Source organism: Providencia sp. PROV267, from assembly GCF_028477825.1.
Taxonomy (GTDB): domain Bacteria; phylum Pseudomonadota; class Gammaproteobacteria; order Enterobacterales; family Enterobacteriaceae; genus Providencia; species Providencia stuartii.
Genome location: NZ_JAMPLX010000026.1, coordinates 1 through 25,623, shown reverse-complemented (window position 1 = coordinate 25,623; position 25,623 = coordinate 1). Strand labels below are relative to the sequence as shown.

Sequence of the window (25,623 nt, the reverse complement as noted above, 5' to 3'; positions counted from 1 at the left end):
AATTTGTTATGGTGCCCTCTCAAATCCTGTGTGCTTTCTCTCTAACGCAGGAAAAAACATGTTTAAAAAATCGCTCCTTCAGTCACTCTTTGCACTTACTGCTCTCGGTATTACCCATATAGCATGGGCAGAAAAGCCGACTTTAACCGTTTACACCTATGACTCATTTGCTGCCGAATGGGGACCTGGGCCACAAATTAAAAAAAATTTCGAAAAACAATGTCATTGTGAACTTAAGCTCGTTTCGTTAGGAGATGGTGTCGCTCTTCTCAATCGTTTACGTATGGAAGGGAAAAAAAGTAAAGTGGACATCGTGTTAGGGCTAGATAATAACTTGATAGATTCTGCCGAGAACACAGGGTTATTTGCGCCAGCAGAGATCAATACTGACGCAATGAAATTACCTATTGAGTGGAATAATTCAACTTTTATCCCATATGACTATGGCTATTTTGCGTTTATCTATGACACAGATAAAATCAAAAACCCACCCAAAAGCATGAATGAGCTACTCAATAGTGAGCAGCCATGGAAAATTATTTACCAAGACCCTCGAACCAGCACACCCGGCTTAGGCTTAATGCTGTGGATTGAAAAACTCTATGGCGATAAATCTGCCGATGCGTGGCAAAAAATAGCGAATAAAACCCTAACAGTGACAAAAGGTTGGAGTGAGTCCTATGGCTTATTCCTCAAGGGCGAAGGTGACTTTGTACTTAGCTACACTTCATCGCCGGGTTATCAAATACTCAATGATAATAAAGATAATTATGCGGCTGCCTTATTTGAAGAAGGGCACTATATGCAAGTGGAAGTTGCAGCAAGATTGAAAAATAGCTCGCAACCTGAGCTGGCAAAGCAGTTTTTACAATTTATGTTAACGCCTGAATTCCAAAATACACTCCCTACGACTAATTGGATGTATCCTGTCATTGATACACCACTCCCTGAAGTTTATAACGTCCTTCCTGTGCCTAAAAAATCACTGCAATTTAGTGCACAAGAAGTTGCCAAAGAACGTCAGTCATGGGTCCGTTTATGGCAATCCGCCGTCAGTCGTTAATTAATTTATCACTTATACCGGGGGCTTTGGCCTCTGGTTTATTAGTGTCTGTTGCACTATTGGCTTTTGGTGCACTGTGGCTTTTTTCGCCTGAAACTTCATGGAGTGAGATTTTTAGCGACCGCTACTTATGGCATGTGATCGGCTTTACTTTTTGGCAAGCCTTTTTATCAGCGCTGTTCTCTGTACTGCCTGCCATTCTCCTTGCCAGAGCGCTCTATCGACGCCGCTTCCCCGGTAGAACGCTATTTTTACGCCTCTGTGCAATGACGCTTGTTTTACCCGTCCTTGTCGCTGTTTTTGGTATTTTATCTGTTTATGGAAAAACAGGCTGGCTCTCATCACTCTTTCAGTTGGTCGGTATCGAATACCAATTCACCCCTTATGGCCTAAAGGGGATCTTACTTGCCCACATTTTCTTTAATATGCCACTTGCTACTCGTATGTTGCTGCAATCGCTCGAAAGTATATCAATAGAGCAGCGGCAAATTGCAGCACAACTCGGGCTTAATGAGTGGCAACAATTTCGTATTTTAGAGTGGCCATATTTGCGTAGACAGATGCTACCTACCGCAGCGTTAATTTTCATGCTCTGTTTTGCCAGCTTTGCAACGGTTCTTGCTCTTGGTGGTGGCCCCGCAGCAACGACGATTGAACTGGCTATTTATCAAGCTCTTAATTACGACTTTGATCCGGGGCGTGCTGCAATTTTGGCGCTCATCCAGTTATTTTTCTGTGTTGGATTAATGTTTCTCAGTCAGAAAATAAACAGTTTGTTTTCTATTGGTCATAGCCAACACAATCATTGGTATGATCCCGCAGACAATATTTTTCGCCGAGTACGAGATGCCCTTGTGATCACCGCCGCTATTTTGCTGCTGCTTCCGCCCCTGCTCGCAATTATTGCTGATGGGGTTAATGGCCGTTTGTTGGATGTTCTTAACCAATCCGCGCTTTGGCAAGCCGCTTCCACATCGCTATTTATCGCGTTATGTGCTGGCCTATTGTGTGTCTTGCTCACCATGATGCTGTTATGGAGTAGCCGCGAATTACGCTTACGCCATGCAATAAAATTAGGGCAAGCGATGGAATTAAGTGGGCTTGTGATTTTAGCCATGCCTGGCATCGTACTTGCGACTGGTTTTTTTATTCTCTTTAATGAAACGATTGGTATTCCTGAATCGCCCTATGCGTTAATCATATTGACTAATGCCCTACTTGCCATCCCTTATGCATTAAAAGTCTTAGAAAACCCAATGCGGGATCTGGCTGAACGCTACAACCCTCTTTGCCAATCACTAGCGATTGGTGGCTTCAATCGATTACGGATCATTGAATTAAAAGCGTTAAAAAAGCCCCTCGCTCAAGCTCTCGCTTTTGCTTGTGTTATTTCTATTGGTGACTTTGGGGTCGTGGCGTTATTCGGTAATGAGGATTTTCGTACTCTCCCTTATTACCTTTATCAGCAAATAGGGGCTTATCGAACAAATGACGGTGCCGTAACAGCGATGTTACTCCTTTTATTATGTTTTACTTTATTTAGCCTACTCGAACGTATATCAGGAAAAGATTATGATAAAGTTAAATAACATTGATTATCAATATGATAACCTGAATATGCAATTTGATTTCTCCATCAAAGTAGGCGAGCGCGTTGCTGTAATGGGGCCTAGCGGTGCGGGCAAAAGTACACTGCTTAGCCTTATTAGTGGCTTTCAATTTGCCAAAAGCGGCTCAATTCAGCTAGCAGGGGCTGATCATACCTTCACGCCTCCTGCCAAACGCCCAGTTTCGATGTTATTTCAGGAAAATAACCTATTTGCTCATTTAACGGTCAGACAAAACATTGGATTAGGGTTACATCCGGGGCTGCGGTTAAGCCGAGAACAAATACAACAGGTTGAATTAATTGCTACGCAAGTTAGCCTCGATGAGTTTCTTGATAGGTTACCCGCCCAATTATCAGGGGGGCAACGCCAGCGGGCTGCACTGGCTCGCTGTTTGATCCGCCAGCAGCCAATCCTCTTATTGGATGAACCTTTTTCAGCTCTCGATCCCGCCTTACGCAATGAGATGCTATTACTCCTTGATGAGATCTGCCAATCACGGGATATCACACTGGTCATGGTATCGCATAATATTGAAGATGCACTACAAATCGCCCCAAGAACGCTAGTGATTCATGAAGGTGCTGTGGCGTATGACGGCTGTACCAAAACACTGTTATCGGGTAGTAATTCAGCCTCTGAATTATTAGGCATAACAAAAAATACTGTATAAAACCCCACCCATGTCGTATAGTAGGCTTGTTAATTATTGATGCGAGCCTCTCTATGCCTCAATTTATGTCTCCTGCTGAAAAAGGCTTTATTTTAAGTCGTCATTGGAAAGACACCCGCCATGGGGTTGAGGTTAGCTATTGGCTTATCACTGATAATGGCCCTCGTAAAGTGACGGTTCCTCTGCAACAAGCCATCGCTTTTGTTCCCCTTTCATCACTACCGGCGATCAAACCTCTGCTTGATGAACAAGCAAACTTATCCTATCGCCCCGTTGAGTTATCCGATTTTCGTCGTGAAAAAGTTGCAGCTATTTATTGTCAACAATATCGCCAATTACAAAATCTGGATAAACGCTGCCAAGAACTCGGTATTGAATTGCTTGAAACGGATATTCGCCCCTGCGAGCGCTATCTTATGGAGCGTTTTATCACTGCGCCTGTATGGTTTTCACAAAATCAGCAAGGTGAATACCAACTCAAACCTTGTGATAGCTATCGTCCACTGATTAAAGCTGTATCGTTAGACATAGAAACCAGCCAATACGGTGAATTATATTCAATTGGGTTATCCGGCTGCGGTGATAATGTGGTTTTTATGTTAGGGCCAGAGCAAGGTTCTGCACTCAACAATACCCATCGGCTTGTTTATGTGAATAGCCGCCCACAATTGCTTGATAAACTGAATGAATGGCTACAACAGTATGACCCTGATGCCATTATTGGCTGGAATCTCATCCAATTCGATTTAAATGTACTCCAAAAGCACGCCGAACGTTATGGCATCCCACTCCAGCTTGGTCGCCAAGGGAAAAAGCTGGAGTGGCGTGAACATGGCTTCAAACAAGGTGTATTTTTCGCTTCGGCAGAAGGTCGTTTAATTATTGATGGCATAGATGCGCTCAAAGCAGCGACATGGAACTTTCCCTCATTCAGTCTTGAGTTTGTTGCGCAAGATTTACTGGGTGAAGGGAAAGCCATTGACAGCCCTTATGACCGTATGGATGAGATCAATCGCCGCTTTCATCATGATAAGCCCGCGTTGGCTCACTACAATATTCAAGACTGCCTATTAGTCCATCGTATTTTTGAAAAAACCGATTTAATGGCTTTCTTGCAAGAACGCTCGACTGTCACTGGGCTGGCGGTAGATCGTATGGGTGGCTCCGTGGCGGCATTTTCACATTTATACATTCCCCGCCTGCATCGCTTAGGGTTTGTGGCACCAAACCTGACAGAGCAAAAGCTACAACATAATCCCGGGGGCTTTGTGATGGATTCACAGCCCGGTTTATATGACTCGGTATTAGTACTCGACTATAAAAGTTTGTACCCTTCGATTATTCGTACTTTTTTGATTGATCCTGCCGGTATGATTGAAGGGTTAGCTCACCCTGATCAGCAACATTCCGTTCGCGGTTTTCGTCAAGCTTGGTTTTCACGTAAAACACACTGTTTGCCTGATATTGTCAGCCATATATGGCAAGGCCGTGATAAAGCCAAACGAGAAGGTAATGCGCCATTATCTCAGGCACTTAAAATTATTATGAATGCCTTTGCTGGCGTCCTTGGTGCTGAAGGATGTCGTTTTTTTGATCCCCGTCTTACCGCATCCATTACCATGCGGGGTCATGAGATCATGAAAATAACCAAGCAATTAATCGAAGCCAAAGGCTATCAAGTAATTTATGGGGATACTGACTCCACTTTTGTCTGGTTGAAAGAAGCCCATACACAGGAGCAAGCACAAAAAATTGGCTTCGAACTGCGTGATTACGTGAATAATTGGTGGAAACAGCATTTGCGGGATGAATGGCAGCTAGAAGGGGTACTTGAGTTAGAGTACGAAACCCACTATCGACGTTTTTTAATGCCGACTATTAGAGGTTCCGAGTCAGGCAGTAAAAAGCGTTATGCTGGACTTAGTGGGGATAAAATGGTGTTTAGGGGATTAGAGACAATCCGCTCCGATTGGACCCCGCTAGCACAATTGTTTCAAAAAGAACTGTATACACGTATTTTTCATCGGCAACCCTACCGCGAATTTATCCGTGACTATGTGCAAGCGATTCGTAATGGCGAATACGATGAACGCCTTGTTTACCGTAAGCGTCTACGCCGCAAATTATCTGATTATCAACGTAATGTGCCGCCTCATGTAAGAGCCGCTCGCAAAGCCGATGAATACAATTTACAACAACAGCGCCCACAACAGTATCAAAATGGGGGATGGATAAGCTATATCATCACTCTCGCGGGGCCTGAGCCTTTAGAAATTATCACGGCAAAGCCTGACTATGAGCACTATATTTTGAAGCAGATAAAGCCTATTGCCGACGCCATTTTACCTTTTTTACAAGATGATTTTGATACTATTTTAACGGGCCAGATAACTTTACTCTTTTAAGATTGGGGTTAATTTTTACTCAATTTTTTGCTAAAATGGGAAACCATCAACCAAACTTCTGGTTGAAAACCTTCATTGCTAGAATCAAAAGGGAAAATACCTGATAGCACAATAGTGAGAAACACTATTGCTTTGGTATTGTTGTTTTTTTAACAGGTGACGATAAGCCTTGCTTGAATTAATATAACGCCCCTTTGGTATCTCGCACTTCGTTTCTACACTATGTTTGCGAGACAATTAACAATAATTGTCCTTTGGGCAGCGACTACAATTCATATTCACATTGCCCTTGTTTACTAACACAGAGTGAAGGCAAATATATAATTTGTCTTAAAAAATCTAAAAATAAACTATTAAATTTATGGAACTGAGTTAAACCTATGCCATTTACTCTTGGTCAGCGCTGGATAAGCGATACAGAAAGCGAACTCGGATTAGGCGCCGTTGTGGCTATTGATGCCCGTATGGTGACTTTACTTTTTCCCGCCAGTGGTGAGAATCGTCTCTATTCACGTAATGATGCACCTATTACCCGAGTTATGTTCAATGAAGGTGATATCATTACCAGCCATGAAGGCTGGCAACTCAAGGTCGAAAGCGTCACAGAAGATGACGGCCTGCTCACTTATATTGGTACTCGCCTTGATACAGAAGAGCAAGGCGTTAGCCTAAGAGAAGTTTTTCTCGACAGCAAACTCACCTTCAATAAACCTCAAGATCGCCTATTTGCAGGTCAAATTGACCGTATGGATCGCTTTGCTTTACGTTATCGCGCACGTAAATTTCAAAGTGAGCAAGTTAAGCACCAAGCGACAGGTTTACGTGGTATTCGCGCAAGCCTTATCCCACATCAGCTACATATCGCTAATGAGGTAGGTAAACGCCACCACCCTCGCGTATTACTGGCCGATGAAGTGGGTCTGGGTAAAACCATTGAAGCTGGGATGATCATCCATCAACAGTTAATGGCAGGCCGTGTTGAACGTGTGTTAATCATTGTGCCTGAAAGCTTGCAGCATCAATGGCTCGTTGAGATGTTACGTCGTTTCAACCTCCGTTTTTCACTGTTTGATGATGGTCGTTATAGTGAAGCGCAACATGACAGCGATAATCCATTTGAAACAGAACAGTTGGTGCTGTGCTCATTAGACTTTGTACGTCGCAACAAACAGCGCTTCGACCAGCTCGTTGAAGCGGGTTGGGATATGATGATTGTCGACGAAGCTCACCATTTACAATGGAGTGAAGCAGCTCCTAGTCGTGAATATCAAGTGATTGAAACCTTGGCAGAGAATATCCCTTCTGTTCTGCTGCTAACCGCAACGCCGGAGCAACTGGGCCAAGAAAGTCACTTTGCACGTCTTCGCCTGCTCGATCCCAATCGTTTCCATGATTATCAAGAGTTTATTGATGAGCAAGCCAACTATCGCCCTGTTGCGGATGCGGTCGCACTGCTATTAACTGGTGAGAAACTCACCAATGACCAACAAAATCTACTCAATGATCTGATCAAAGAGCAAGATATTGAGCCGTTATTGAAAGCCGCTAACGTTGACAGTGAAGATGGCAACGCGGCTCGCCAAGAGTTGATCAGCATGTTAATGGATCGCCATGGTACTAGCCGTCTTCTATTTAGAAATACCCGTAATGGTGTTAAAGGCTTCCCTCGTCGTGAATTGCATTCGCTGAAAATGCCGCTTCCTACCCAATACCAAACAGCAATCAAGGTTGCAGGTATTATGGGGTCGAAAAAAGATCTCGAAACGCGCGCTAAAGAGATGCTCTATCCAGAGCAAATTTACCAAGAGTTCGAAGGTGAAAATGCAACTTGGTGGAACTTTGACCCTCGCGTTGAGTGGCTCATGGGCTACCTAATGGCTAACCGTAACGAAAAAGTTTTGGTGATCTGTGCAAAAGCCGCCACAGCGTTGCAATTAGAGCAAGTATTGCGTGAACGTGAAGGGATCCGCGCCGCGGTATTCCATGAAGGTTTGTCACTACTTGAGCGTGACCGTGCGGCAGCTTACTTTGCTTCAGAAGAGGATGGTGCACAGGTTCTACTTTGCTCTGAAATTGGCTCTGAAGGACGCAACTTCCAGTTTGCTAACCAATTGGTGATGTTTGACCTCCCCTTCAACCCAGACCTATTAGAGCAACGTATTGGTCGATTAGATCGTATTGGGCAAACACGCGACATCGTTTTAAGCGTACCTTACTTAGAAAATACTGCACAAGCCGTGTTATTGCGTTGGTACCATGAAGGTTTAGATGCTTTTGAGCACACTTGCCCTACCGGACGCTCCATTTACGATAAATATTATCAACAACTGCTGCAATATATGGCTGAGCCAACGGTAACCGACGGTTTTGAAGAGTTCTTAAAAACCTGCCGTGAAGAGCACGAAGCATTAAAAGCACAGTTAGAACAAGGCCGCGACCGTCTACTTGAAATGCACTCCAACGGGGGGGAATCAGGTATTCAATTAGCCGAAACGATCGGTGCGGAAGACAATGATACTGAATTGGTTAATTTTGCCCTTAACTTGTTTGATATTGTTGGCATTAACCAAGAAGATAAAAGTGATAACTTGCTGATTTTGACCCCATCCGATCATATGTTAGTTCCTGATTTTCCAGGGCTACCTCAAGATGGTTGCACAATCACTTTTGACCGTGAGCAAGCGTTATCTCGTGAAGATACCCAGTTTATTAGTTGGGAGCACCCGATCATCCGCAATGGCTTAGATTTAGTCTTGTCTGGTGACACAGGGAGCTGTGCCGTTTCTCTGCTTAAAAATAAAGCGCTTCCTGTTGGAACATTACTTACCGAATTGGTGTATGTCCTAGAAGCACAAGCGCCGAAGCACTTGCAGATTAGCCGTTTCTTGCCTGCAACCCCGATCCGCTTGTTGATTGACTTAAAAGGGAACAACCTCTCTTCACAAGTTGAGTTTGAAAGTTTTAACCGTCAGCTCAATGCGATTAATCGCCATATGGCAAGTAAATTGGTTAATGCGGTACAAAATGAAGTGCATTCGGTCCTGAAAATGTCCGAAGCGATGGTGGAAAAAGAAGCCGAAACGCTTATCGCGAATGCGAAAGAGGCCGCGGATAAAGCTCTTTCACTAGAATTAGCTCGTCTTGAAGCACTGAAAGCGGTTAACCCAAATATCCGTGATGAAGAGTTGGATGTGATCGAGGAAGAGCGTCAGCAACTGCTCACCAATATTGGGCAAGCAACATGGCGTCTTGATGCTATTCGTTTAGTGGTTGTCACTCACCAGTAGTCACACGTTTTTAATTAAACTAACACCGCTTGGTTATTTCTCTCACTAAGGGAGAAATAACCTTGCTGATAACGCAATGAATTGGCTTTTGGCGTTTATCCACGCGCGATGCTGATCATTGATTTAGTGAGATCTTGGAGCCTTATTGTCTATGATGGAGCCTTACCATCCCCCTACTGATCCTTGGCTATATGTTCTGTATCAAGATGAACATATCATTACGGTGAATAAGCCAAGTGGGTTACTGTCTGTTCCCGGTAAAGCCCCTGAACACCATGATAGTATTATGAGTCGCATACAGCGCGACCATCCACACGCTGAGTCTGTCCATCGCTTAGACATGGCAACCAGTGGCGTCATGGTTGTCGCACTAAATAAAGCCGCTGAACGGGAATTAAAGCGCCAATTCCGTGAGCGAGAGCCTAAAAAACACTATATTGCCCGAGTTTGGGGCCATTTAGAGAAGCAGGAAGGTTTAGTGGATTTGCCGCTTATTTGCGACTGGCCAAATCGACCAAAGCAAAAAGTCTGCTTTGAAACAGGAAAAGCCGCACAAACAGAGTATCAGGTCTTGGAATATGAAGAGCAAGCAACCCGTGTAAAGCTATCCCCTATTACAGGCCGCTCTCATCAACTCCGCGTACATATGTTAGCGCTAGGCCATCCAATTCTTGGAGATAGGTTTTATGCCCATGAGCAAGCGCGTGCACTTGCCCCTCGCTTACAGCTTCACGCCCAAGAGCTTTACATCACGCACCCTGCCTATGGCACACCGATGCATTTTAGCTGCCAACCCGATTTTTAAATTTATTCATCAACTATTAGGCCGTAATAGCAACAATGCTACGGCCTATTGGCTAAATAAAAACCACATCGCAGAGTGCGATATGGCGAGAAAATTTATTTGAAGCCGCGCTCTTTTTTGATTAAATCATAAGCCGCTTGTATTGACTGAGCCTTCTGTTTCGCAAGTTCCATCATCTCGGGGGGCAACCCTTTCGCTATCAACTTATCAGGGTGATGTTCACTCATTAATTTACGATACGCCCGTTTAATTTTCGTTGGTTCATCATTAATAGAAACACCAAGTACCTTGCAAGCATCTTCAAGAGTTGGGCCATTCGATGATTGATAGTATCCGCCTGATTGCTGATGAGAATAGCCGTGACCAAACTGTCGGCCACCTTGGATCATATTTAAAAACTGTTCAAATTGTGTTTTAGAGATCCCTAACTCTTCTGCAATAATAAACAGAACCTTTCTTTCGTTTGGGTGCAAGCTGCCATCGGCAAATGCCGCCTGTAACTGAATTTCCAGAAACATCTGAATTAAGTCGAAACGACCATAGCAAGCCATACGTAATTGCTTCAGTACATCACGTAGTGGAAAGTCCGGTGATTTACCTTCCCTAAACGCTTGTTGCGCCGCTTTTCGTGTTTCCCCATGTATTTGCATTCTATCCATCAAATTTGATGCTAACTGAATGTCTGTCTCGGTTACACGGCCTTTTGACTTAGTTAGATGACCCAATATTTGGAAGGTACTGGCGAAAAAAATAACCTGACGATCACGTTTATTCATTGCACTAGCAAACTTACGTTGTGCCAAGGCCTTATCAAAACCATGCCCTAAAATTAAACCAATTAGCGTGCCCCAAATGCCAAAACCAGAGGCTATTGCCAGTACGACACCAATAATTTTGCCCCAATAGTGCATATATCCCTCAATTCTTCAATGCTCAGAATCCAATTTTGCATTATCATACTATCCATTCTGCTCGGTGCATAACTACAAGCGCGTAAAGTTTTATACATTATACTGGCGCAATGTAGTTGGCTAAGTTAGTCTTTGAGCGTTTGTCGGCTATGCCAATTACGACGGAACCGCATATTTAATGATGAAAAAAAGTTATCCAACACTACTTGCATCCATGGTATGGATGGCAATTTATAGTCAGCAAGCGCATGCTGACCTAGCAGCACAATGTATGCTGGGCGTCCCGGTTTATGACAAACCACTAGTTGAGGGCGATCCCAAAGATTTACCGATCCGTATCACCGCTGAAGATGTTCAGGGCGAATACCCTAACTTTATTGAATACAGCGGCGATGTGGATATCCAACAAGGTAACCAAACGCTGACTGCCGATAGCGTTAAATTGACGCAGGTTAACCCTGATAGTGCTGATCCAATCCGTGAAGTTACTGCAACAGGTAACGTTCACTATGATGACCCACAAATTATTCTCAAAGGCCCTAGTGCTTGGTCTAACCTGAATAATAAAAATACTGACGTGAATGACGGCAACTATATGATGGTGGGTCGTCAGGGTCGCGGTGAAGCGAAAAAAATGAAAATGCGTGGTGAAAACCGCTATTCCATTATGGAAGACGGTACATTCACCACCTGTTTACCGGGCAATAATAGCTGGAGCGTTGCAGGCTCCGAAGTGATTATTGACCGTGAAGAAGAAGTGGCTGAAATTTGGCATGCACGTTTTCGCTTGGGTGATGTCCCGGTATTTTATAGCCCATACATGCAATTACCTATCGGTAACAAACGTCGCTCCGGTTTCTTAATTCCAACAGGAAGCTACTCTAATAATGATGGCCTAGAGTTTTCACTGCCTTACTATTGGAATATCGCGCCTAATTACGATGCGACAATTACCCCACAATTCATGACCCACCGTGGCATAAAATTAAATAACGAGTTTCGTTACTTGGTCACGCCGGGAACGGGAACTATCGCCTTCGATTTTATTAATCACGACCGCGCGTATGTGAAAGATAAAGAGCGTAATAAACGTGATGCACGTGACAGTGATGACCGCTGGTTATTCTACTGGCGCCATTCAGGAACTTATAACCAACATTGGAACTTCAACGCCGATTACACCAAAGTAAGTGATCGCCAATACTTTACGGACTTTAGCTCGCAATACGGGAATACAACAGACGGTTATGCGACGCAAAAATTCAGTACTGGCTATTCGGCTGAAAACTGGAATGCAACCCTAACGCATAAGCAGTTCCAAATTTTTGTGGAAGATCCCAATCGCCGTGCTTATAAAGCTGAGCCGCAGTTGGACTTTAACTACTACAAAAATAATTTAGGTGCCTTTGACTTACACACCTATGCGCAAGCTGCTCGCTTTACCAGTGTTGGCAAAAATAACCCAGATGCAACGCGTTTGCATATCGAGCCTGAATTAAGCCTTCCGCTGTCAAACGGCTGGGCGAACATGAACAACAGCTTCAAATTGCTGGCAACCCATTATGATCAAGATATTCCTAAAGCGAATAACAACGCCAGCTTAGAGAAAAATGTCACACGTGTTCTTCCTATATTTAAGAGCGATGCCAAAGTCGTTTTCGAACGAGATCTACTTGAAGGCAGTGACTTTGTTCAAACCTTAGAGCCTCGTGTCCAATATCTCTATATTCCATATAAAGATCAGGACAACATTAACAACTATGACTCGGCCTTACTCCAGTCAGACTATAATGGTTTGTTCCGTGACCGAATTTATAGTGGTCTTGATAGAGTCGCTTCCGCGAACCAAATCACGACAGGTATTACAACGCGTATTTATGATGAATCCTTGGCCGAACGCTTTAACTTCTCTGTCGGGCAAATCTACTATTTTGAACGTCCGCGTGCGGGTAACTCCAGCCTGAAAATCGACGATAAAAGTAATACTGGCTCGTTATTGTGGGCAACAGACTCTTACTGGCGTATCAACGATAAGTGGGGGATCCGTGGTGGGCTACAATACGATCGCCGTTTAGGCAACGTCACCATGGGGAATGCAGTGACCGAGTATCGCATTGATGCTGATCGTTTGTTACAGTTAAACTACCGTTTTGTCGACCGTGACTATATTCAAGCGACCTTCCGTCGTGATGAATCAGGTGGCAACACTTATACCCTACCGAAATACCAAAAAGGGATTTCCCAAGTGGGTGCGGTATTAAGTTGGCCATTAAGTGAGCGTTGGGGCTTTGTTGGCTCTTATTACTATGATACTAAGCAGCAACAATCCGCCAGCCAATTAATTGGTTTACAATACAATACTTGTTGTTGGGCGTTCAATGTAGGTTATGAACGTAAGATTGTTGGATGGCAAGAAGACAAGTTCAGCAGTGAATATGATAATAAATGGTCATTCAATGTGGAACTTAGAGGCCTAAATAACAATCATAGTTTAGGTAGTCAGGAAATGCTTAATAGAGGTATCATCCCTTATCAGCGTGCTTTCTGATAATAAACACAAGCTATTTGATGCCGCTGCTTACTCACAATAAGGCGAGTTATCTGCTCGCCAAATAGTAAGCAGTGTCGCATAAATAAAACGATTAACCTGCCTCTGGCGGAACCTAAATCAATAGATAGGACCATTATGAAGAATTGGAAAACGCTTATTCTGGGACTGATGTTTGCAAGCTCCACAGCATTGGCTGCACCACAGCAAATGGATAAAGTTGCTGCTGTAGTCAATAACGGAGTTGTGCTGGAAAGTGACGTCCAGAATATGTTAAACACAGTAAAACTGAACGCACGCAATGCTGGCCAACAAATTCCAGATGATGAGACTCTTCGTCACCAGATCCTTGAGCGTTTGATCACTGATAACATCATGTTACAGATGGCAAATCAGATGCAAATCAATATCCCTGAAGAAGCCGTTAATGCCACAATTGCGGATATTGCTCGCCAAAATGGTTTAACTTTTGAGCAGATGCAAGCACGTCTAAAAGCGGATGGTATTGATATGGCAAAATACCGTAGTGAGATCCGTAAAGAGATGCTGATCGCTGAAGTGCGTAATAACGAAGTACGCCGTCGCGTGACTATTTTACCCCAAGAAGTTGAGTCTCTCGCAAAACAGATCAGCAGCCAAGCAGACTATGAAGCGAGCGTTAACCTAAGTCATATTCTCATTCCATTACCTGAAAACCCAACTCAAGAGCAATTACAAAAAGCAGATGCGATTGTTGCTAAGATCATGGATGAGATCAAAAAAGGCACCAACTTCGGCAAACTGGCTATTGCTTACTCCGCAGATCCACAAGCACTGAAAGGCGGTAATATGGGATGGTCTCGCCTACAAGAGCTACCAGTTGTTTTCGCTGAACAGTTGAAAAGTGCGAAGAAAGGCGATGTTGTAGGCCCTATTCGTTCTGGTGTTGGCTACCACATTTTGCGCGTTAACGAAATGAACAGCGCCAATAAAACCATTTCAGTCACCGAAGTGAAAGCTCGCCATATCCTTATTAAGTCATCACCAATTATGGATGATAACCAAGCGAGACAAAAGCTCACTCAGATCACACAGGATATTCGTAGCGGCAAGACCACATTTGAAAATGCGGCAAAAGAGTTCTCTGAAGATCCGGGCAGTGCGCTTAAAGGCGGTGAGTTAGGCTGGAATATGCCAGATGTATACGATCCCGCTTTCCGTGATGCCTTGATGAGACTTAATAAAGGCGAAATCAGTCAACCTGTTCGCTCAAACTTTGGCTGGCACCTTATTCAGCTAGAAGATACCCGCAATGTTGATAAAACAGATGCGGCACAAAAAGATCAAGCCTACCGTTTATTGTTCAATCGTAAATTCAACGAAGAAGCACAAAGTTGGGTACAGGAGCAACGTGCGGCGGCATATGTTAATGTCATCGATGGACGTGATAACCAATCTAATGACGAAAAATCTCAATAAACCAATCGTAATAACCCCCGGCGAGCCTGCCGGGGTAGGCCCAGATCTACTTATTCAACTTGCCCAAGAGTTTTGGCCTGTTGAGCTTGTTGCGTGTGCTGATCCTGAATTACTACTCGCTCGAGCCAAACAACTCAACCTGCCACTGTCATTAAAAAACTATCAATCAGGTAATGAACATGACGCCCAAGTACCGGGAACTCTGTCTATCCTTCCCGTCAATTTGAAAGCACCAGCGCAAGCCGGTGTGCTAAACATTGCCAATGGGAAGTATGTTACTGAAACATTAGCAAGGGCCTGTGATGGTTGCCTAAGTGGAGAATTTTCTGCCATTGTGACTGGCCCTGTCCACAAAGGGGTGATTAATGATGCGGGGGTTCCATTTAGCGGGCATACTGAATTTTTTGCCGATAGGAGCCATTGTCACCGTGTGGTGATGATGTTAGCCACAGAAGAGTTACGTGTGGCTCTCGCCACGACCCACTTACCCTTAAAAGATGTTTCAGCGGCAATCACTCAACAAAGTCTGCGGGAAGTGATTACAATCTTAAATCACGATTTACGTACAAAATTTGCGATTGATACACCAAATATCTATGTCTGTGGCCTAAACCCGCACGCGGGTGAAGGAGGACATATGGGAATGGAAGAGATAGAAACCATTATCCCAACACTTGAGAGTCTTCGTGCTGAAGGTATGAATCTCATCGGGCCGCTGCCCGCTGATACCCTATTTCAGCCTAAATATTTAGAAGATGCGGATGCCGTACTCGCAATGTATCACGATCAGGGTCTTCCTGTGTTAAAATACCAAGGTTTTGGTAGAGCCGTGAACATTACGCTGGGTCTGCCTTTCATTCGTACTTCTGTTGACCATGGCACTGCGCTAGAGTTAGCAGGTACGGGTCGTGCCGATGCGGGCAGCTTTATTACCGCATTGAAGTTAGCTATCCAAATGACATATAAGAATTCATGAATAATCGAGTCCATCAGGGGCATCTTGCCCGCAAACGTTTCGGGCAGAACTTTTTAACTGACCAATTTATTATCGACAGTATTGTAGATGCAATACATCCACAACCAGGGCAAGCTATCGTCGAGATTGGCCCCGGTCTTGGCGCACTGACTGAACCTGTTGGTAGTAGAATGGATAAGATGACGGTTGTTGAGCTAGACCGTGATCTCGCTGCGCGCTTGCATGTTCACCCACAGTTAAAAGATAAGCTTACAATTATCCAGCAAGATGCCATGACAGTGGATTTCGGTGAATTAGCGAAGCAGGCAGGGCAACCTTTACGTGTTTTTGGTAACCTGCCTTATAATATCTCGACCCCGCTAATGTTCCACCTATTTACCTTTACAAACTCTATTGCTGACATGAACTTTATGCTGCAAAAAGAGGTTGTAAACCGCCTAGTTGCAGGTCCTGGGAGTAAAGCCTACGGCCGTTTAAGCGTTATGGCGCAATATTACTGCCAAGTTGTTCCGGTGTTAGAAGTGCCACCAACGGCCTTTGCACCGCCACCAAAAGTTGATTCTGCGGTTGTTAGGCTTATACCTCATCGCGAGAACCCTTACCCGCTGAAAGATATTAAAATGCTCAGTCGTATTACCACACAAGCATTTAACCAGCGTCGTAAGACGATCCGCAATAGTTTGGGGGATTTACTCAATGTTGAGCAGCTCACAGAGCTAGGCATTGATCCCGGTACTCGCGCTGAAAATATTTCCGTTGAAGCTTATTGCAAAATGGCGAACTACCTAGCAAGTTTGTCTGAATAAGTATCGAAAAGGAGGCACTATGCTTAACGAACCTAATGTTAGCATCCAAGTACAGAGTGTCTATATCGTCAGCCAGTCTCAACCTGAAATAGGACGATATGTATTTGCCTATACCATATCTATCCGTAACTTAGGCCGAGAGCCACTACAGTTAATGAGCCGCTATTGGCTCATTACTAACAGTGATGGTCATAAAACTGAAGTTCAAGGCGAAGGCGTTGTCGGTGAACAACCAATCATCCAGCCCGGTGCGGTATATCGTTATACCAGTGGAGCAATATTAGAAACTCCCATGGGTACAATGGAAGGTTATTACGTCATGTTAAACAGCCGAGGAGAACACATTCATGTGGATATTCCTCCATTCCGCCTTGCTTTACCTACTTTGATTAATTAATTATGTCGACATATCTTATTGGTGATGTACACGGCTGCTATCGCGAATTGCGTGCATTACTCGAACAAGTGAATTTTGAGCCGCAAAAAGATACTTTGTGGCTCACTGGCGATCTGGTTGCCCGAGGGCCTGACTCATTACAGGTCCTTCGCTATGTCAAAAGCCTCGGTGATTCCGTACGCATAGTGCTAGGTAACCACGATCTGCACTTATTAGGTATTTACTGCAAAATCAGCCGGAATAAACCGAAAGATCATCTCGATGAGCTACTCAATGCGCCCGACGCTGATGAATTAATCAATTGGTTACGCCGCCAACCGCTGCTACAGGTCGATGAAGAGAAAAAGATCATCATGGCTCACGCTGGGATCACACCACAGTGGGATCTGCCGACAGCACGCATGTGCGCACGGGAAGTAGAATCGGTTTTATCAAGCGATGCTTATCCGCTATTCATTGATTCTATGTATGGCGACATGCCAAATAATTGGTCTGAGAATTTAATGGGGCTACCGCGTTTACGCTTTAGTACAAATGCATTAACACGGATGCGCTACTGTTTCCCTCATGGTCAACTGGAGATGATTTGTAAGGAAAGTCCAGCCAAAGCCCCTTCTCCCCTTAAACCTTGGTTTGCACTGCCCAATAAACTCCCTGAAGGCTATTCTATCTTTTTTGGTCATTGGGCGTCTTTGGAAGGGAAACATACGCCAGAAAATGTGTATGGGCTAGATACTGGTTGTTGCTGGGGGGGAGAATTGACGCTGTTCCATTGGGAAGCAAAACAGTATTACCACCAAAAATCACACCAAAAACGCCGTAAAGATTAATCATTAAGTTATGTTTATTTCCCTTAAATAGACATAACTTAAAAGCTATTCTTTTTAATTTAAACTGAATAGTGGTAATAAATTCATTAGATTTATTTTTGAATAGTGATTTAATTCGCTACTTTCATATATTAATAAGCAAAAACGGAGCAATACGCTCCGTTTTTAAAATTACGACGCTATTAAATTCTTTTGGTTAAAATCTCAAAACAATAACCATGTGAATTGTTCTCATCCGCCTCATGGTACTCGGTGAAAATAGAATCCCACTCATCTGGCTCGTAAATTGGGAAATGAGTGTCGCCAATCACTTCTGCATCCACGTGAGTTAAATACAGCTTATTCGCCAGAGGTAAAAACTGTTGGTAAACTTTTCCGCCTCCAATCACAATGACTTCGTCATCGTCAGAGCCTGTCTTGGTTTGCTTAGCCGCCGCCAATGCTTCTTCTACGGAGGAGACCCAGATAACATTTTTATCCGAACCCGGCTTACTACTTAATACAATGTTGACGCGCTGTGGAAGCGGACGACCAATTGATTCGTAAGTCACTCGACCCATTATGACTGGCTTATTTAACGTATTACGTTTAAACCAAGCAAGATCACCGGGTAAATGCCAAGGCATCGCTTTTTCCATGCCGATAACCTGATCAATCGCCATCGCTGCGATTAAACTAATATTCATTGAGTCACCTTAGAGGCTAATATACAAATTTGTGCTCACTATACGTAAACAGAAATGCTTCGTCGACTAAATTTAATCTTCCTTAAAAAGTGATTATTAATTTATACTCAGTTAGTGATAAAGCCGACTAAAAATAACATTAAAAATAAAATCAATATCGAGAGTGCAAATGTACGAGACCTCCCTTTTAATTGCCACTATCGCCACATTAGGCATGCTTTCCCCCGGGCCAGACTTTTTTCTTATCGTTAAAAACTCAGCGCGCTATCAGCGTTCAGCAGCGCTCATGACTGCAATGGGCGTCATTTGTGCGGTTGCCCTACATATGACTTATTGTGTCGCTGGGCTTGCGGTTCTTATCACCACCACACCTTGGTTATTTAACGTATTAAAATACGCAGGAGCGGCTTATCTGATTTGGATTGGTGTTAAAAGTTTGATGCCAAATAAAGGACAAAACCTAGACCTCAACAATACACAACACGAAATCGTCACTTTCAAAAAAGCATTTATGCAAGGTTTCCTTTGTAATGTTTTAAACCCTAAAGCAACATTGTTCTTTCTTGCTGTTTTTACTCAAGTTTTAAGTGTTGATTCGACGTTTGGTGAAAAGCTGTGGATCGCCTTTATCATTTGGGGGCTTGCTGCTATTTACTGGCCACTGCTGGTGTGTTTGATCCAGAGTGCTCCTGTAAGAAAAGGGTTAGCTAAAGTACAAAAATATGTCGATAAAGTGCTTGGCGTTGTACTTATTGCTTTCGGGGTTCGAGTTGCACTCAGTTAATCAGATGAATAAAAAAATCCCTCAGCCATGATTGTTTAATGTCTGGGGGAAATACATAAATGGTTTTTAAACCATGCTCGCCTATTGTTAAAAACTCCCTATTAATCACGCTTATTTAACGATAGCTAATATAAAAATATTCACAAATAGCTTTAAACCCTAACTCTAAGATTGAAAGATCTGATCTCCTCCTACAGTTAATTAATTCCCCTATCGAATTACTTAATTATTTAACTCATACTTTTCATTATCATCAGTAAAAAGCATCGACTTAACTAAAACCAAAAACAAGAATAATCTTGTTCAGCCTTTTCATCAAATTGTATAATTTAACTTTAATAGATAAATAAAATTAAACATGGGCCTTATGATCATGGAACAAAATACGACTCTTTTTGATGAAGATGAAATGGAACAAATCAGTACTCTTGCCTCTTCCATATTACCGCCTTCCGAACTCGCTGAGTGGAATTCACTTTTGCAAAAAGCTATTCATCATCCCGATGATGTTTTAGAAGATGAAAAATATTCAAACTATTCGGATTTAGAAGCTGTGTTTGATGAAGATGATGACGATAGGTTACAACTACTGTTTGATATCTTCTGTCACAGTCATAATATCGTTGTCGCTATTGATTGGCGTGGTGAAGATGATGATGATCAGTTAATCACCTTTTTGTCTCAGCGGATCTCCCGATTTGATCCTACCCTTGAAAAAGAACAGCTGTTCAAAACGCTTAAAGAGCATGTTGATAACAGTGAATTAGAGAATGAAGAGTTTGAAAGCAGTACGGATTACTTCGCAGAAAAGTTTAGCCTCTTACAAGATTTTATTGAAAAGTATGGCTATAAAATGTGGGTGCTACATGTGGATTATGATTCATACCCTATCTTTATTGCAAGTATCGAGAATAATTCGGTCATAGAAACTGAAATGTTTATGGATTTTATTCCGAACTAAATGAGACTGTAATTTAAATTGTGTATTTGCCTGCTTTTGATAGGTTAAATCCAACAACAAAGCAGGCATATTATGGGCGAGAAAAAACTAAAAGCCCTTGCAGCAGAATTTGCAAAAGGGATTAAGACCGAAGCTGATCTTAATCAGTTCACTCGCATGCTGACTAAATTGACGGTTGAAACAGCATTAAATGCTGAACTAACCGAGCACCTAGGTCATGAGAAAAATAGTACCAAAACAGGTATTAACATGCGTAACGGCTATTCATCTAAAACATTACTCACGGACGATGGTGATTTTGAATTGAACACGCCACGTGACCGTGAAGGCAGTTTTGAGCCTCAGTTGATTACGAAAAGTCAAACTCGCATTACTCAGATGGACAGTCAAATTTTATCCTTTTATGCAAAAGGAATGCCCCCCGTGAAATCGTCGCTACATTCAAGGAAATGTACGACGCTGATTTCAAAAGTCACCGATGCTGTTAAAGAGCAAGTTCAAGAGTGGCAAAATCGGCCTCTCTAATCGCAGTATCCCATCGTCTATCTTGACTGTATTGTTGTCAAAGTGCGTCACGATGGCAGAGTTATCAATAAGTCTGTTTTTCTTGCATGAGCCATCAATACTGAAGGACATAAAGAACTTTTGGGCATGTGGATGGCCGAAAATGAAGGCGCTAAATTTTGGTTGTCGGTGCTCACTAAGCTTAAAAATCGCGGTGTTCAAGACATTTTGATTGCCAGCGTTGACGGTTTAAAAGGCTTTACTGATGCGATAAATAGCGTTTATCCTCAAACACAAATCCAGCTGTGCATCATTCATATGGTGCGCTACGTTTCTTGGAAAGACTACAAGGCTGTGACTGCGGGGCTGAAAACCATCTATCGTGCCGCAACAGAGGCTTCTGCATTGATAGCATTGGAAAAATTCGCTTTAATATGGAACAAAAAATACCCGCAAATTAGCAAAAGTTGAAAAGTTGGTATGCGCATTGGGAAAACGTAAATACGTTTTTTGCTTACCCTGATGATATCCGCAAAACCATTTATACCACGAATGCCATTCGTCCACTTCCCCTAAAATAAGACAGCTATAATTAGATTTTCTGCTCTAAAATTTGCAGAGGTCATGATGAAAAAAGTTCGTTTTACTGAGACTCAAATCGTTAATATCTTAAAACTCGCTGATTCAGGGATGAAAGTGGAAGATATTTGTCGCCAAAATGGCGATCAGTAATATTACTTATTATAATGGTGGTATGGAAGCTAATGATGTTAAAAGATTAAAAGAGCTTGAAGAGGAAAATGCCAAGCTTAAAAAAATGTTTGCAGAAGTTAGCCTTGAAAATCATACGATGAAGACGCTTTTTGCAAAAAAGGATTGGTAGTGGCGGAAAAGAAGTCCTGTACTCAGGCTTTAAAAGAGGCAGGTTTATCAGCCATTAAAGCTTGTAAATTAACATCATTACCTCGGGCAACATTTTATCGCCGACAGCTAAATTGGCGTGAAAGAGATCGTGCAGTGATTGATGCTATTCAATCAGTTTTAGCTAAATCGCCACAATCAGGGTTTTGGAAATACTATTTTCGGCTAAGATTTCAAGGCTATCCCTTTAATCATAAACGAGTTTATCGCCGTTTGGGGTTAAACCTGAAACGGCGAGTTAAAAAATACTGCTGAAACGAGAAAAAAGCCCCTTAGTGATTGAAGAAGTCCCGAATGTTCAATGGGCATTGGATTTTGTACATGACAGTTTATATTGTGGTAATCGTTTCAGAATATTGAATATTATTGATGAGGGAACACGTGAATGTTTGGCGATTGAAGTGGATACATCGTTGCCAGCTGAACGGGTTATTAGAGTGCTTGAACGCTTAAAAGTCGACATAGGAGTGCCGAAACAAATACGCGTGGATAATGGACCTGAGCTTATTTCAACCAACCTATTGAATTATTGTACAAATAATCAGATTGAGCTATGTCATATTCAACCCAGTAAGCCACAACAAAATGGCTTTATCGAACGTTTTAATGGCTCATTCCGCAGTGAATTTTTAAATGCATATTTATTTGAGTCATTAAGCCAAGTACGTGAAATGGTGTGGTTTTGGCAACAAGATTATAACCAAAATCAAACGCACGAAAGCTTAAATCCCCCCTCCAGAGGTATATCGTAAACAGTTAGAAAACTCTAAATTGCAGTGTCTTAATTAATGGGGAGTGGACAATATCGTTTGGCAAGGCCAATAGGGTGTTTGGGGGAATTTACAGCGTCAGACCCGCCCTACCGGTGAGTTTAACAGTGAACAAAACCTGCGTTTTCAAGGGCAATATTTCGACAAAGAAACCGGCCTGCACTATAATACCTTCAGGTACTACGCCCCGGATTTAGGCCGCTTTACCCAGCAAGACCCGATAGGGTTAGCGGGTGGGTTAAATCTGTACCAGTATGCACCGAATCCACTGACATGGGTGGACCCGTGGGGTTGGGCGAAGAACAAGCAACCTAATTACTCTAAGAAAATACAAGACTTATTTAATGCCGCATTAGATGTATAAAAAGTGGAGGCGGTGTTCCTCGTTTAGATACCAAAGGTAATCCTAAAATATATCAAGGAAAAGAATACCTAAAATGGTAAGGCGCTATAGAATATGAAGTACCTAGACTTGACAACAATCATCGGGTTTTACAACTCAATGGTGTGAATTCTATGGGTATTCCTTATTCTAAAGTATGGATATACCTTAGATCATTATCAAAAAATTCATTCAGACTGGAAACCGATGGGTAACATTAAGTGTTAATTGAATAGAACCAATGTATAAGGATTTAGTATGCCATTTAAGCTAAAATTAGAATCAAATAACGTAGAAATTGGACATGTGGATTTGATAAAAATAATCAAAGTAGAACATTTCTATATGGTTTTTTTGAAAGATATATGGATAAATTGCTCAAATCAGAACTTTAAGATTGATAGCTTAACAAATTTAAGCATCGCCAAACCACATGGATATGAATATTTAGCTTCATTTGATATCATTGATTCAGCTAAATTTAATAGAAATCAAAACAATTGTATATTACTTTCATCACTTGATAGTATTACTAACTCTAGATATATTAATAATTATTCTAGACTCCTTTCATTATGGAATTTGAATGATACCAATATTAATTGGAGAGACATGTCAATTGAATATAAAAAAATATGGTTAGAGCTATGCTTAGAACAGAGCGGCATTAAGTACAATGATATCAAAAAAAACATTGTAATTGACTGTACTCATATATCTGACATACCAAGTTTATATTGCTTACTGGGTGAGGCATTTTTTGGATGGAAAGGTTATATTGGCAGCAATTTAGACGCACTAGACGATAGTCTAATAAATATAAAAAGTAATGGAAAAAAAATAACCTTCCTTAATAGTAATATATTGATAAAAAATATCGACACTACCAAAAACATAAAAAAATATTCAGAAAGCTATATTTCAATTTTAACGGATATATTCAGTAAACATGGCTTTTGTGTTGAGTTACATTAGGTTAATGACTACTAACTTAACGATATTAATATTAAACCATATGTTATAGTATTGAATATATAATTTTTAGCTAAGGCCAATAGGGTGTTTGGGGGAATTTACAGCGTCAGGCCCACCCTACCAGTGAGTTTAACAGTGAACAAAACCTGCGTTTCCAAGGGCAATATTTCGACAAAGAGACCGGTCTGCACTATAATACTTTCAGGTACTACGCCCCGGATTTAGGCCGCTTTACCCAGCAAGACCCGATAGGGTTAGCAGGCGGGTTAAATCTGTATCAGTATGCGCCAAATCCGCTGACATGGGTGGATCCGTGGGGACAGTGTGCGATTAAACTATCGAGAAATATGGTTTCAGTTGGTACTCCTAGACCTGCAAACTCAGCCGCTCACCACATAGTAGGGGATACATCTAAAGGAGTGAAACCAGCGAGGGATATTCTAAAAAAACATGGCATTGATATTGATGATGCTAGTAATGGGGTTTTCTTGCCTAATAAAAATAACATTGATGAGTCGCTGTCTGGTATTAAACATAACGGTAGACATCCGAATAACTACATCGATGCGGTTAATGAACGAATAATTCAGGCAGACCTAACTGGTGGAAAACAAGGTGTTTTAGATGAATTATCAAACATCCGTAACATTCTTTCTTCTTCAAGTCGAGATGCGAGTTGGTACAAAATATTATGAGTAATAAAATATATTATTTAAAATCCGATGCAATGAATTACTGCTCTTTTATCCAAGATTATCCTGCGAGAGAAGAAAGCATAATAGCAAGAGCAATGGGACAAAAATGGCAAAAATTTAACAACACATATACCAATATAGTTCTAGAACTAAGGGCTAATGATTTTGGTAAGAAAAATTATCAATTTGACTTTAGCAGCGCTCTATCTCCATTTATGGTTTTTAGTGAGGGTGCATTAGTATCCTTATCTGATATTCTGAGTTCAAGGGGGCAAATATTACCAGTTAAAACTGAGAGCAAACGGAAAAAATTCGTTGGCTATTATCCAACCAATCCGCTTTCAGAATGTTTTGACAGAAAGAATTCTGTTTATCGGGAATATCCCAATGGATTAATGATTGAGAAGCCAGTCCTCATTAAAAGTAACATTACAGATGAGTATCTATTTACTATTGACGAAGATATTAGTCGGGTTTTTGTTACGGATAAGTTTAAACAAAGAGTAGAAGATGCCGGTTTAACTGCTTTCGATTTTTCAGTAGAAGTAGAATTATCGTAAAGATATTGACGAACTTATGATTTAAATTACAAGCTCGTGTAATTACCCGTTTTAGCTACAAATATTACACCAAAGCAAGTAAATTGTCGTTAGATCACTCCCCCGAACAGCGCCTTAATTTTCCACTTAAATGCGGCAATCTGAGCTTGTTGCGCCTGATTTTGCTGCTTTATTGCCCGGATATCCTCATAGTCCGGTATTAATACCCAACAGCCGTTTAAAATCTTAACGGTAAAGGAGAAGCCGGTCTCAAAAACTGCCTCTTTCAGCCACTGACCTTTAAGGTTAATGGCGGGCGGTGGGTGTTGTTTTTGCCCTTCGGCGCATAGCCGACCGTGTAGAATCGTTCTGTTTTCAGGATGTTATTTACGGTGCCGCCTGACTTAGAATGCGCACTAGCTATAGTCAACGCTTTATTCGTTGATTACGGTTGTCAATGCTCATCGAAAACTACCCCACTTTTTATTGACTTTCGACCAATCAAAACTGGCCCACTGTATTATTCGTGAAACCGACTTTACCAGAATGACAGAGTCGCCTGATAACACGGAATACCGCACGGAATATGGGTATAGTCAGAACCAAGTGACCGTGCGTCAAGTGCCGATCGCGCGCTGGC

The 25,623-nt window shown here is 42.1% G+C and carries 20 protein-coding genes and 5 pseudogenes; 22 read left to right on the top strand and 3 right to left on the bottom strand.

Features of this window, described 5'->3' with window-relative positions; translation table 11 throughout:
* Positions 1 to 58: 58 nt before the first annotated feature.
* The 6 genes from thiB (at position 59) to rluA (ending at position 9,840) form a co-directional block, all read left to right on the top strand.
* Positions 59 to 1,063: a thiamine ABC transporter substrate binding subunit gene (gene thiB, locus PR709_RS16935; RefSeq protein ID WP_272571016.1), complete on the top strand. Its 1,005-nt coding sequence runs from the start codon at positions 59 to 61 to the stop codon at positions 1,061 to 1,063.
* Positions 1,039 to 2,652, top strand: a complete 1,614-nt coding sequence (gene thiP, locus PR709_RS16930; protein WP_004924976.1) for a thiamine/thiamine pyrophosphate ABC transporter permease ThiP — start codon at positions 1,039 to 1,041, stop codon at positions 2,650 to 2,652. The genes thiB and thiP overlap by 25 nt, the downstream gene beginning before the upstream one ends.
* The gene (thiQ, locus tag PR709_RS16925; protein WP_004924979.1) at positions 2,636 to 3,343 is read left to right on the top strand and encodes a thiamine ABC transporter ATP-binding protein ThiQ; all 708 of its coding nucleotides are present in this window, start codon (positions 2,636 to 2,638) and stop codon (positions 3,341 to 3,343) included. Before thiP ends, thiQ begins: the two co-directional genes overlap by 17 nt.
* 53 nt (positions 3,344 to 3,396) lie before the next feature.
* Complete coding sequence (locus PR709_RS16920; RefSeq protein WP_272571014.1) at positions 3,397 to 5,748, top strand: DNA polymerase II; 2,352 nt, start codon at positions 3,397 to 3,399, stop codon at positions 5,746 to 5,748.
* A 380-nt stretch (positions 5,749 to 6,128) separates the two neighbouring features.
* Positions 6,129 to 9,035, top strand: coding sequence for an RNA polymerase-associated protein RapA (gene rapA, locus PR709_RS16915; protein ID WP_272571013.1), 2,907 nt, complete (start codon positions 6,129 to 6,131; stop codon positions 9,033 to 9,035).
* 151 nt (positions 9,036 to 9,186) lie between these two features.
* Positions 9,187 to 9,840 carry a bifunctional tRNA pseudouridine(32) synthase/23S rRNA pseudouridine(746) synthase RluA gene (rluA, locus tag PR709_RS16910; RefSeq protein ID WP_004924987.1) on the top strand — a complete coding sequence of 218 codons (654 nt, stop codon included), beginning with the start codon at positions 9,187 to 9,189 and terminating at the stop codon, positions 9,838 to 9,840.
* A gap of 95 nt (positions 9,841 to 9,935) precedes the next feature.
* On the opposite strand, the gene djlA is transcribed toward rluA, so the two are convergent.
* Positions 9,936 to 10,751 (bottom strand): co-chaperone DjlA, encoded by an 816-nt coding sequence (djlA, locus tag PR709_RS16905; RefSeq protein WP_004924988.1) that lies wholly within the window; start codon positions 10,749 to 10,751, stop codon positions 9,936 to 9,938.
* A 181-nt stretch (positions 10,752 to 10,932) separates the two neighbouring features.
* Between djlA and lptD the strand changes: the two genes are divergently transcribed.
* The 6 genes from lptD (at position 10,933) to apaH (ending at position 17,766) form a co-directional block, all read left to right on the top strand.
* Positions 10,933 to 13,299: an LPS assembly protein LptD gene (gene lptD, locus PR709_RS16900; RefSeq protein WP_272571061.1), complete on the top strand. Its 2,367-nt coding sequence runs from the start codon at positions 10,933 to 10,935 to the stop codon at positions 13,297 to 13,299.
* A gap of 138 nt (positions 13,300 to 13,437) precedes the next feature.
* Entirely contained in the window at positions 13,438 to 14,757 is a 1,320-nt protein-coding gene (surA, locus tag PR709_RS16895; RefSeq protein ID WP_004924993.1) for a peptidylprolyl isomerase SurA, read from the top strand.
* Positions 14,738 to 15,733, top strand: coding sequence for a 4-hydroxythreonine-4-phosphate dehydrogenase PdxA (gene pdxA / locus PR709_RS16890; RefSeq protein ID WP_036944132.1), 996 nt, complete (start codon positions 14,738 to 14,740; stop codon positions 15,731 to 15,733). Before surA ends, pdxA begins: the two co-directional genes overlap by 20 nt.
* The gene (gene rsmA / locus PR709_RS16885; RefSeq protein WP_014657655.1) at positions 15,730 to 16,539 is read left to right on the top strand and encodes a 16S rRNA (adenine(1518)-N(6)/adenine(1519)-N(6))-dimethyltransferase RsmA; all 810 of its coding nucleotides are present in this window, start codon (positions 15,730 to 15,732) and stop codon (positions 16,537 to 16,539) included. Before pdxA ends, rsmA begins: the two co-directional genes overlap by 4 nt.
* A gap of 19 nt (positions 16,540 to 16,558) precedes the next feature.
* On the top strand, positions 16,559 to 16,936 hold the full coding sequence (apaG, locus tag PR709_RS16880; protein ID WP_004924999.1) for a Co2+/Mg2+ efflux protein ApaG: 378 nt from the start codon (positions 16,559 to 16,561) through the stop codon (positions 16,934 to 16,936).
* Positions 16,937 to 16,938: 2 nt separating this feature from the next.
* Positions 16,939 to 17,766, top strand: a complete 828-nt coding sequence (gene apaH, locus PR709_RS16875; protein WP_150376403.1) for a bis(5'-nucleosyl)-tetraphosphatase (symmetrical) ApaH — start codon at positions 16,939 to 16,941, stop codon at positions 17,764 to 17,766.
* A gap of 182 nt (positions 17,767 to 17,948) precedes the next feature.
* Here apaH and folA read toward each other — a convergent pair whose 3' ends face one another.
* Positions 17,949 to 18,452: a type 3 dihydrofolate reductase gene (gene folA / locus PR709_RS16870; protein WP_004925009.1), complete on the bottom strand. Its 504-nt coding sequence runs from the start codon at positions 18,450 to 18,452 to the stop codon at positions 17,949 to 17,951.
* A 169-nt stretch (positions 18,453 to 18,621) separates the two neighbouring features.
* Here folA and PR709_RS16865 point away from each other — a divergent pair, with 169 nt between their 5' ends.
* The 9 genes and pseudogenes from PR709_RS16865 (at position 18,622) to PR709_RS16825 (ending at position 25,004) form a co-directional block, all read left to right on the top strand.
* The gene (locus tag PR709_RS16865; protein ID WP_004925011.1) at positions 18,622 to 19,236 is read left to right on the top strand and encodes a LysE family translocator; all 615 of its coding nucleotides are present in this window, start codon (positions 18,622 to 18,624) and stop codon (positions 19,234 to 19,236) included.
* Between the two features lie 373 nt (positions 19,237 to 19,609).
* The gene (locus tag PR709_RS16860) at positions 19,610 to 20,197 is read left to right on the top strand and encodes a DUF6630 family protein (RefSeq protein ID WP_230085186.1); all 588 of its coding nucleotides are present in this window, start codon (positions 19,610 to 19,612) and stop codon (positions 20,195 to 20,197) included.
* A gap of 72 nt (positions 20,198 to 20,269) precedes the next feature.
* Positions 20,270 to 21,172: pseudogene (locus PR709_RS16855) on the top strand (IS256 family transposase).
* A 156-nt stretch (positions 21,173 to 21,328) separates the two neighbouring features.
* A pseudogene (locus PR709_RS16850) lies at positions 21,329 to 22,411 on the top strand (IS3 family transposase).
* Between the two features lie 42 nt (positions 22,412 to 22,453).
* A pseudogene (locus PR709_RS16845) lies at positions 22,454 to 22,690 on the top strand (RHS repeat-associated core domain-containing protein); the annotation flags it as partial.
* 342 nt (positions 22,691 to 23,032) lie between these two features.
* Positions 23,033 to 23,749 (top strand): barstar family protein, encoded by a 717-nt coding sequence (locus tag PR709_RS16840; RefSeq protein WP_004925027.1) that lies wholly within the window; start codon positions 23,033 to 23,035, stop codon positions 23,747 to 23,749.
* 146 nt (positions 23,750 to 23,895) lie between these two features.
* Positions 23,896 to 24,012, top strand: a pseudogene (locus tag PR709_RS19635) (RHS repeat-associated core domain-containing protein); the annotation flags it as partial.
* Between the two features lie 84 nt (positions 24,013 to 24,096).
* The gene (locus PR709_RS16830; RefSeq protein ID WP_004925031.1) at positions 24,097 to 24,444 is read left to right on the top strand and encodes an AHH domain-containing protein; all 348 of its coding nucleotides are present in this window, start codon (positions 24,097 to 24,099) and stop codon (positions 24,442 to 24,444) included.
* Positions 24,441 to 25,004 (top strand): hypothetical protein, encoded by a 564-nt coding sequence (locus PR709_RS16825; protein WP_004925033.1) that lies wholly within the window; start codon positions 24,441 to 24,443, stop codon positions 25,002 to 25,004. The genes PR709_RS16830 and PR709_RS16825 overlap by 4 nt, the downstream gene beginning before the upstream one ends.
* Before the next feature lie 89 nt (positions 25,005 to 25,093).
* On the opposite strand, the gene PR709_RS19630 is transcribed toward PR709_RS16825, so the two are convergent.
* Entirely contained in the window at positions 25,094 to 25,273 is a 180-nt protein-coding gene (locus PR709_RS19630) for a hypothetical protein (RefSeq protein ID WP_071599680.1), read from the bottom strand.
* A 151-nt stretch (positions 25,274 to 25,424) separates the two neighbouring features.
* Here PR709_RS19630 and PR709_RS16815 point away from each other — a divergent pair.
* Positions 25,425 to 25,623 (top strand): annotated as a pseudogene (locus PR709_RS16815) (hypothetical protein); the annotation flags it as partial.

Bases quoted from the DNA above. Each gene is read 5' to 3' on its own strand.
- rapA (WP_272571013.1), top strand. From the start codon at position 6,129: ATGCCATTTACTCTTGGTCAGCGCTGGATAAGCGATACAGAAAGCGAA.
- PR709_RS16825 (WP_004925033.1), top strand. From the start codon at position 24,441: ATGAGTAATAAAATATATTATTTAAAATCCGATGCAATGAATTACTGC.
- djlA (WP_004924988.1), bottom strand. From the start codon at position 10,751: ATGCACTATTGGGGCAAAATTATTGGTGTCGTACTGGCAATAGCCTCT.
- folA (WP_004925009.1), bottom strand. From the start codon at position 18,452: ATGAATATTAGTTTAATCGCAGCGATGGCGATTGATCAGGTTATCGGC.
- PR709_RS16920 (WP_272571014.1), top strand. From the start codon at position 3,397: ATGCCTCAATTTATGTCTCCTGCTGAAAAAGGCTTTATTTTAAGTCGT.
- thiB (WP_272571016.1), top strand. From the start codon at position 59: ATGTTTAAAAAATCGCTCCTTCAGTCACTCTTTGCACTTACTGCTCTC.
- PR709_RS16840 (WP_004925027.1), top strand. From the start codon at position 23,033: ATGCCATTTAAGCTAAAATTAGAATCAAATAACGTAGAAATTGGACAT.
- PR709_RS16865 (WP_004925011.1), top strand. From the start codon at position 18,622: ATGTACGAGACCTCCCTTTTAATTGCCACTATCGCCACATTAGGCATG.
- PR709_RS16860 (WP_230085186.1), top strand. From the start codon at position 19,610: ATGGAACAAAATACGACTCTTTTTGATGAAGATGAAATGGAACAAATC.
- PR709_RS16830 (WP_004925031.1), top strand. From the start codon at position 24,097: ATGGTTTCAGTTGGTACTCCTAGACCTGCAAACTCAGCCGCTCACCAC.
- surA (WP_004924993.1), top strand. From the start codon at position 13,438: ATGAAGAATTGGAAAACGCTTATTCTGGGACTGATGTTTGCAAGCTCC.
- pdxA (WP_036944132.1), top strand. From the start codon at position 14,738: ATGACGAAAAATCTCAATAAACCAATCGTAATAACCCCCGGCGAGCCT.
- rsmA (WP_014657655.1), top strand. From the start codon at position 15,730: ATGAATAATCGAGTCCATCAGGGGCATCTTGCCCGCAAACGTTTCGGG.
- apaH (WP_150376403.1), top strand. From the start codon at position 16,939: ATGTCGACATATCTTATTGGTGATGTACACGGCTGCTATCGCGAATTG.
- rluA (WP_004924987.1), top strand. From the start codon at position 9,187: ATGATGGAGCCTTACCATCCCCCTACTGATCCTTGGCTATATGTTCTG.
- lptD (WP_272571061.1), top strand. From the start codon at position 10,933: ATGAAAAAAAGTTATCCAACACTACTTGCATCCATGGTATGGATGGCA.
- apaG (WP_004924999.1), top strand. From the start codon at position 16,559: ATGCTTAACGAACCTAATGTTAGCATCCAAGTACAGAGTGTCTATATC.
- thiQ (WP_004924979.1), top strand. From the start codon at position 2,636: ATGATAAAGTTAAATAACATTGATTATCAATATGATAACCTGAATATG.
- thiP (WP_004924976.1), top strand. From the start codon at position 1,039: ATGGCAATCCGCCGTCAGTCGTTAATTAATTTATCACTTATACCGGGG.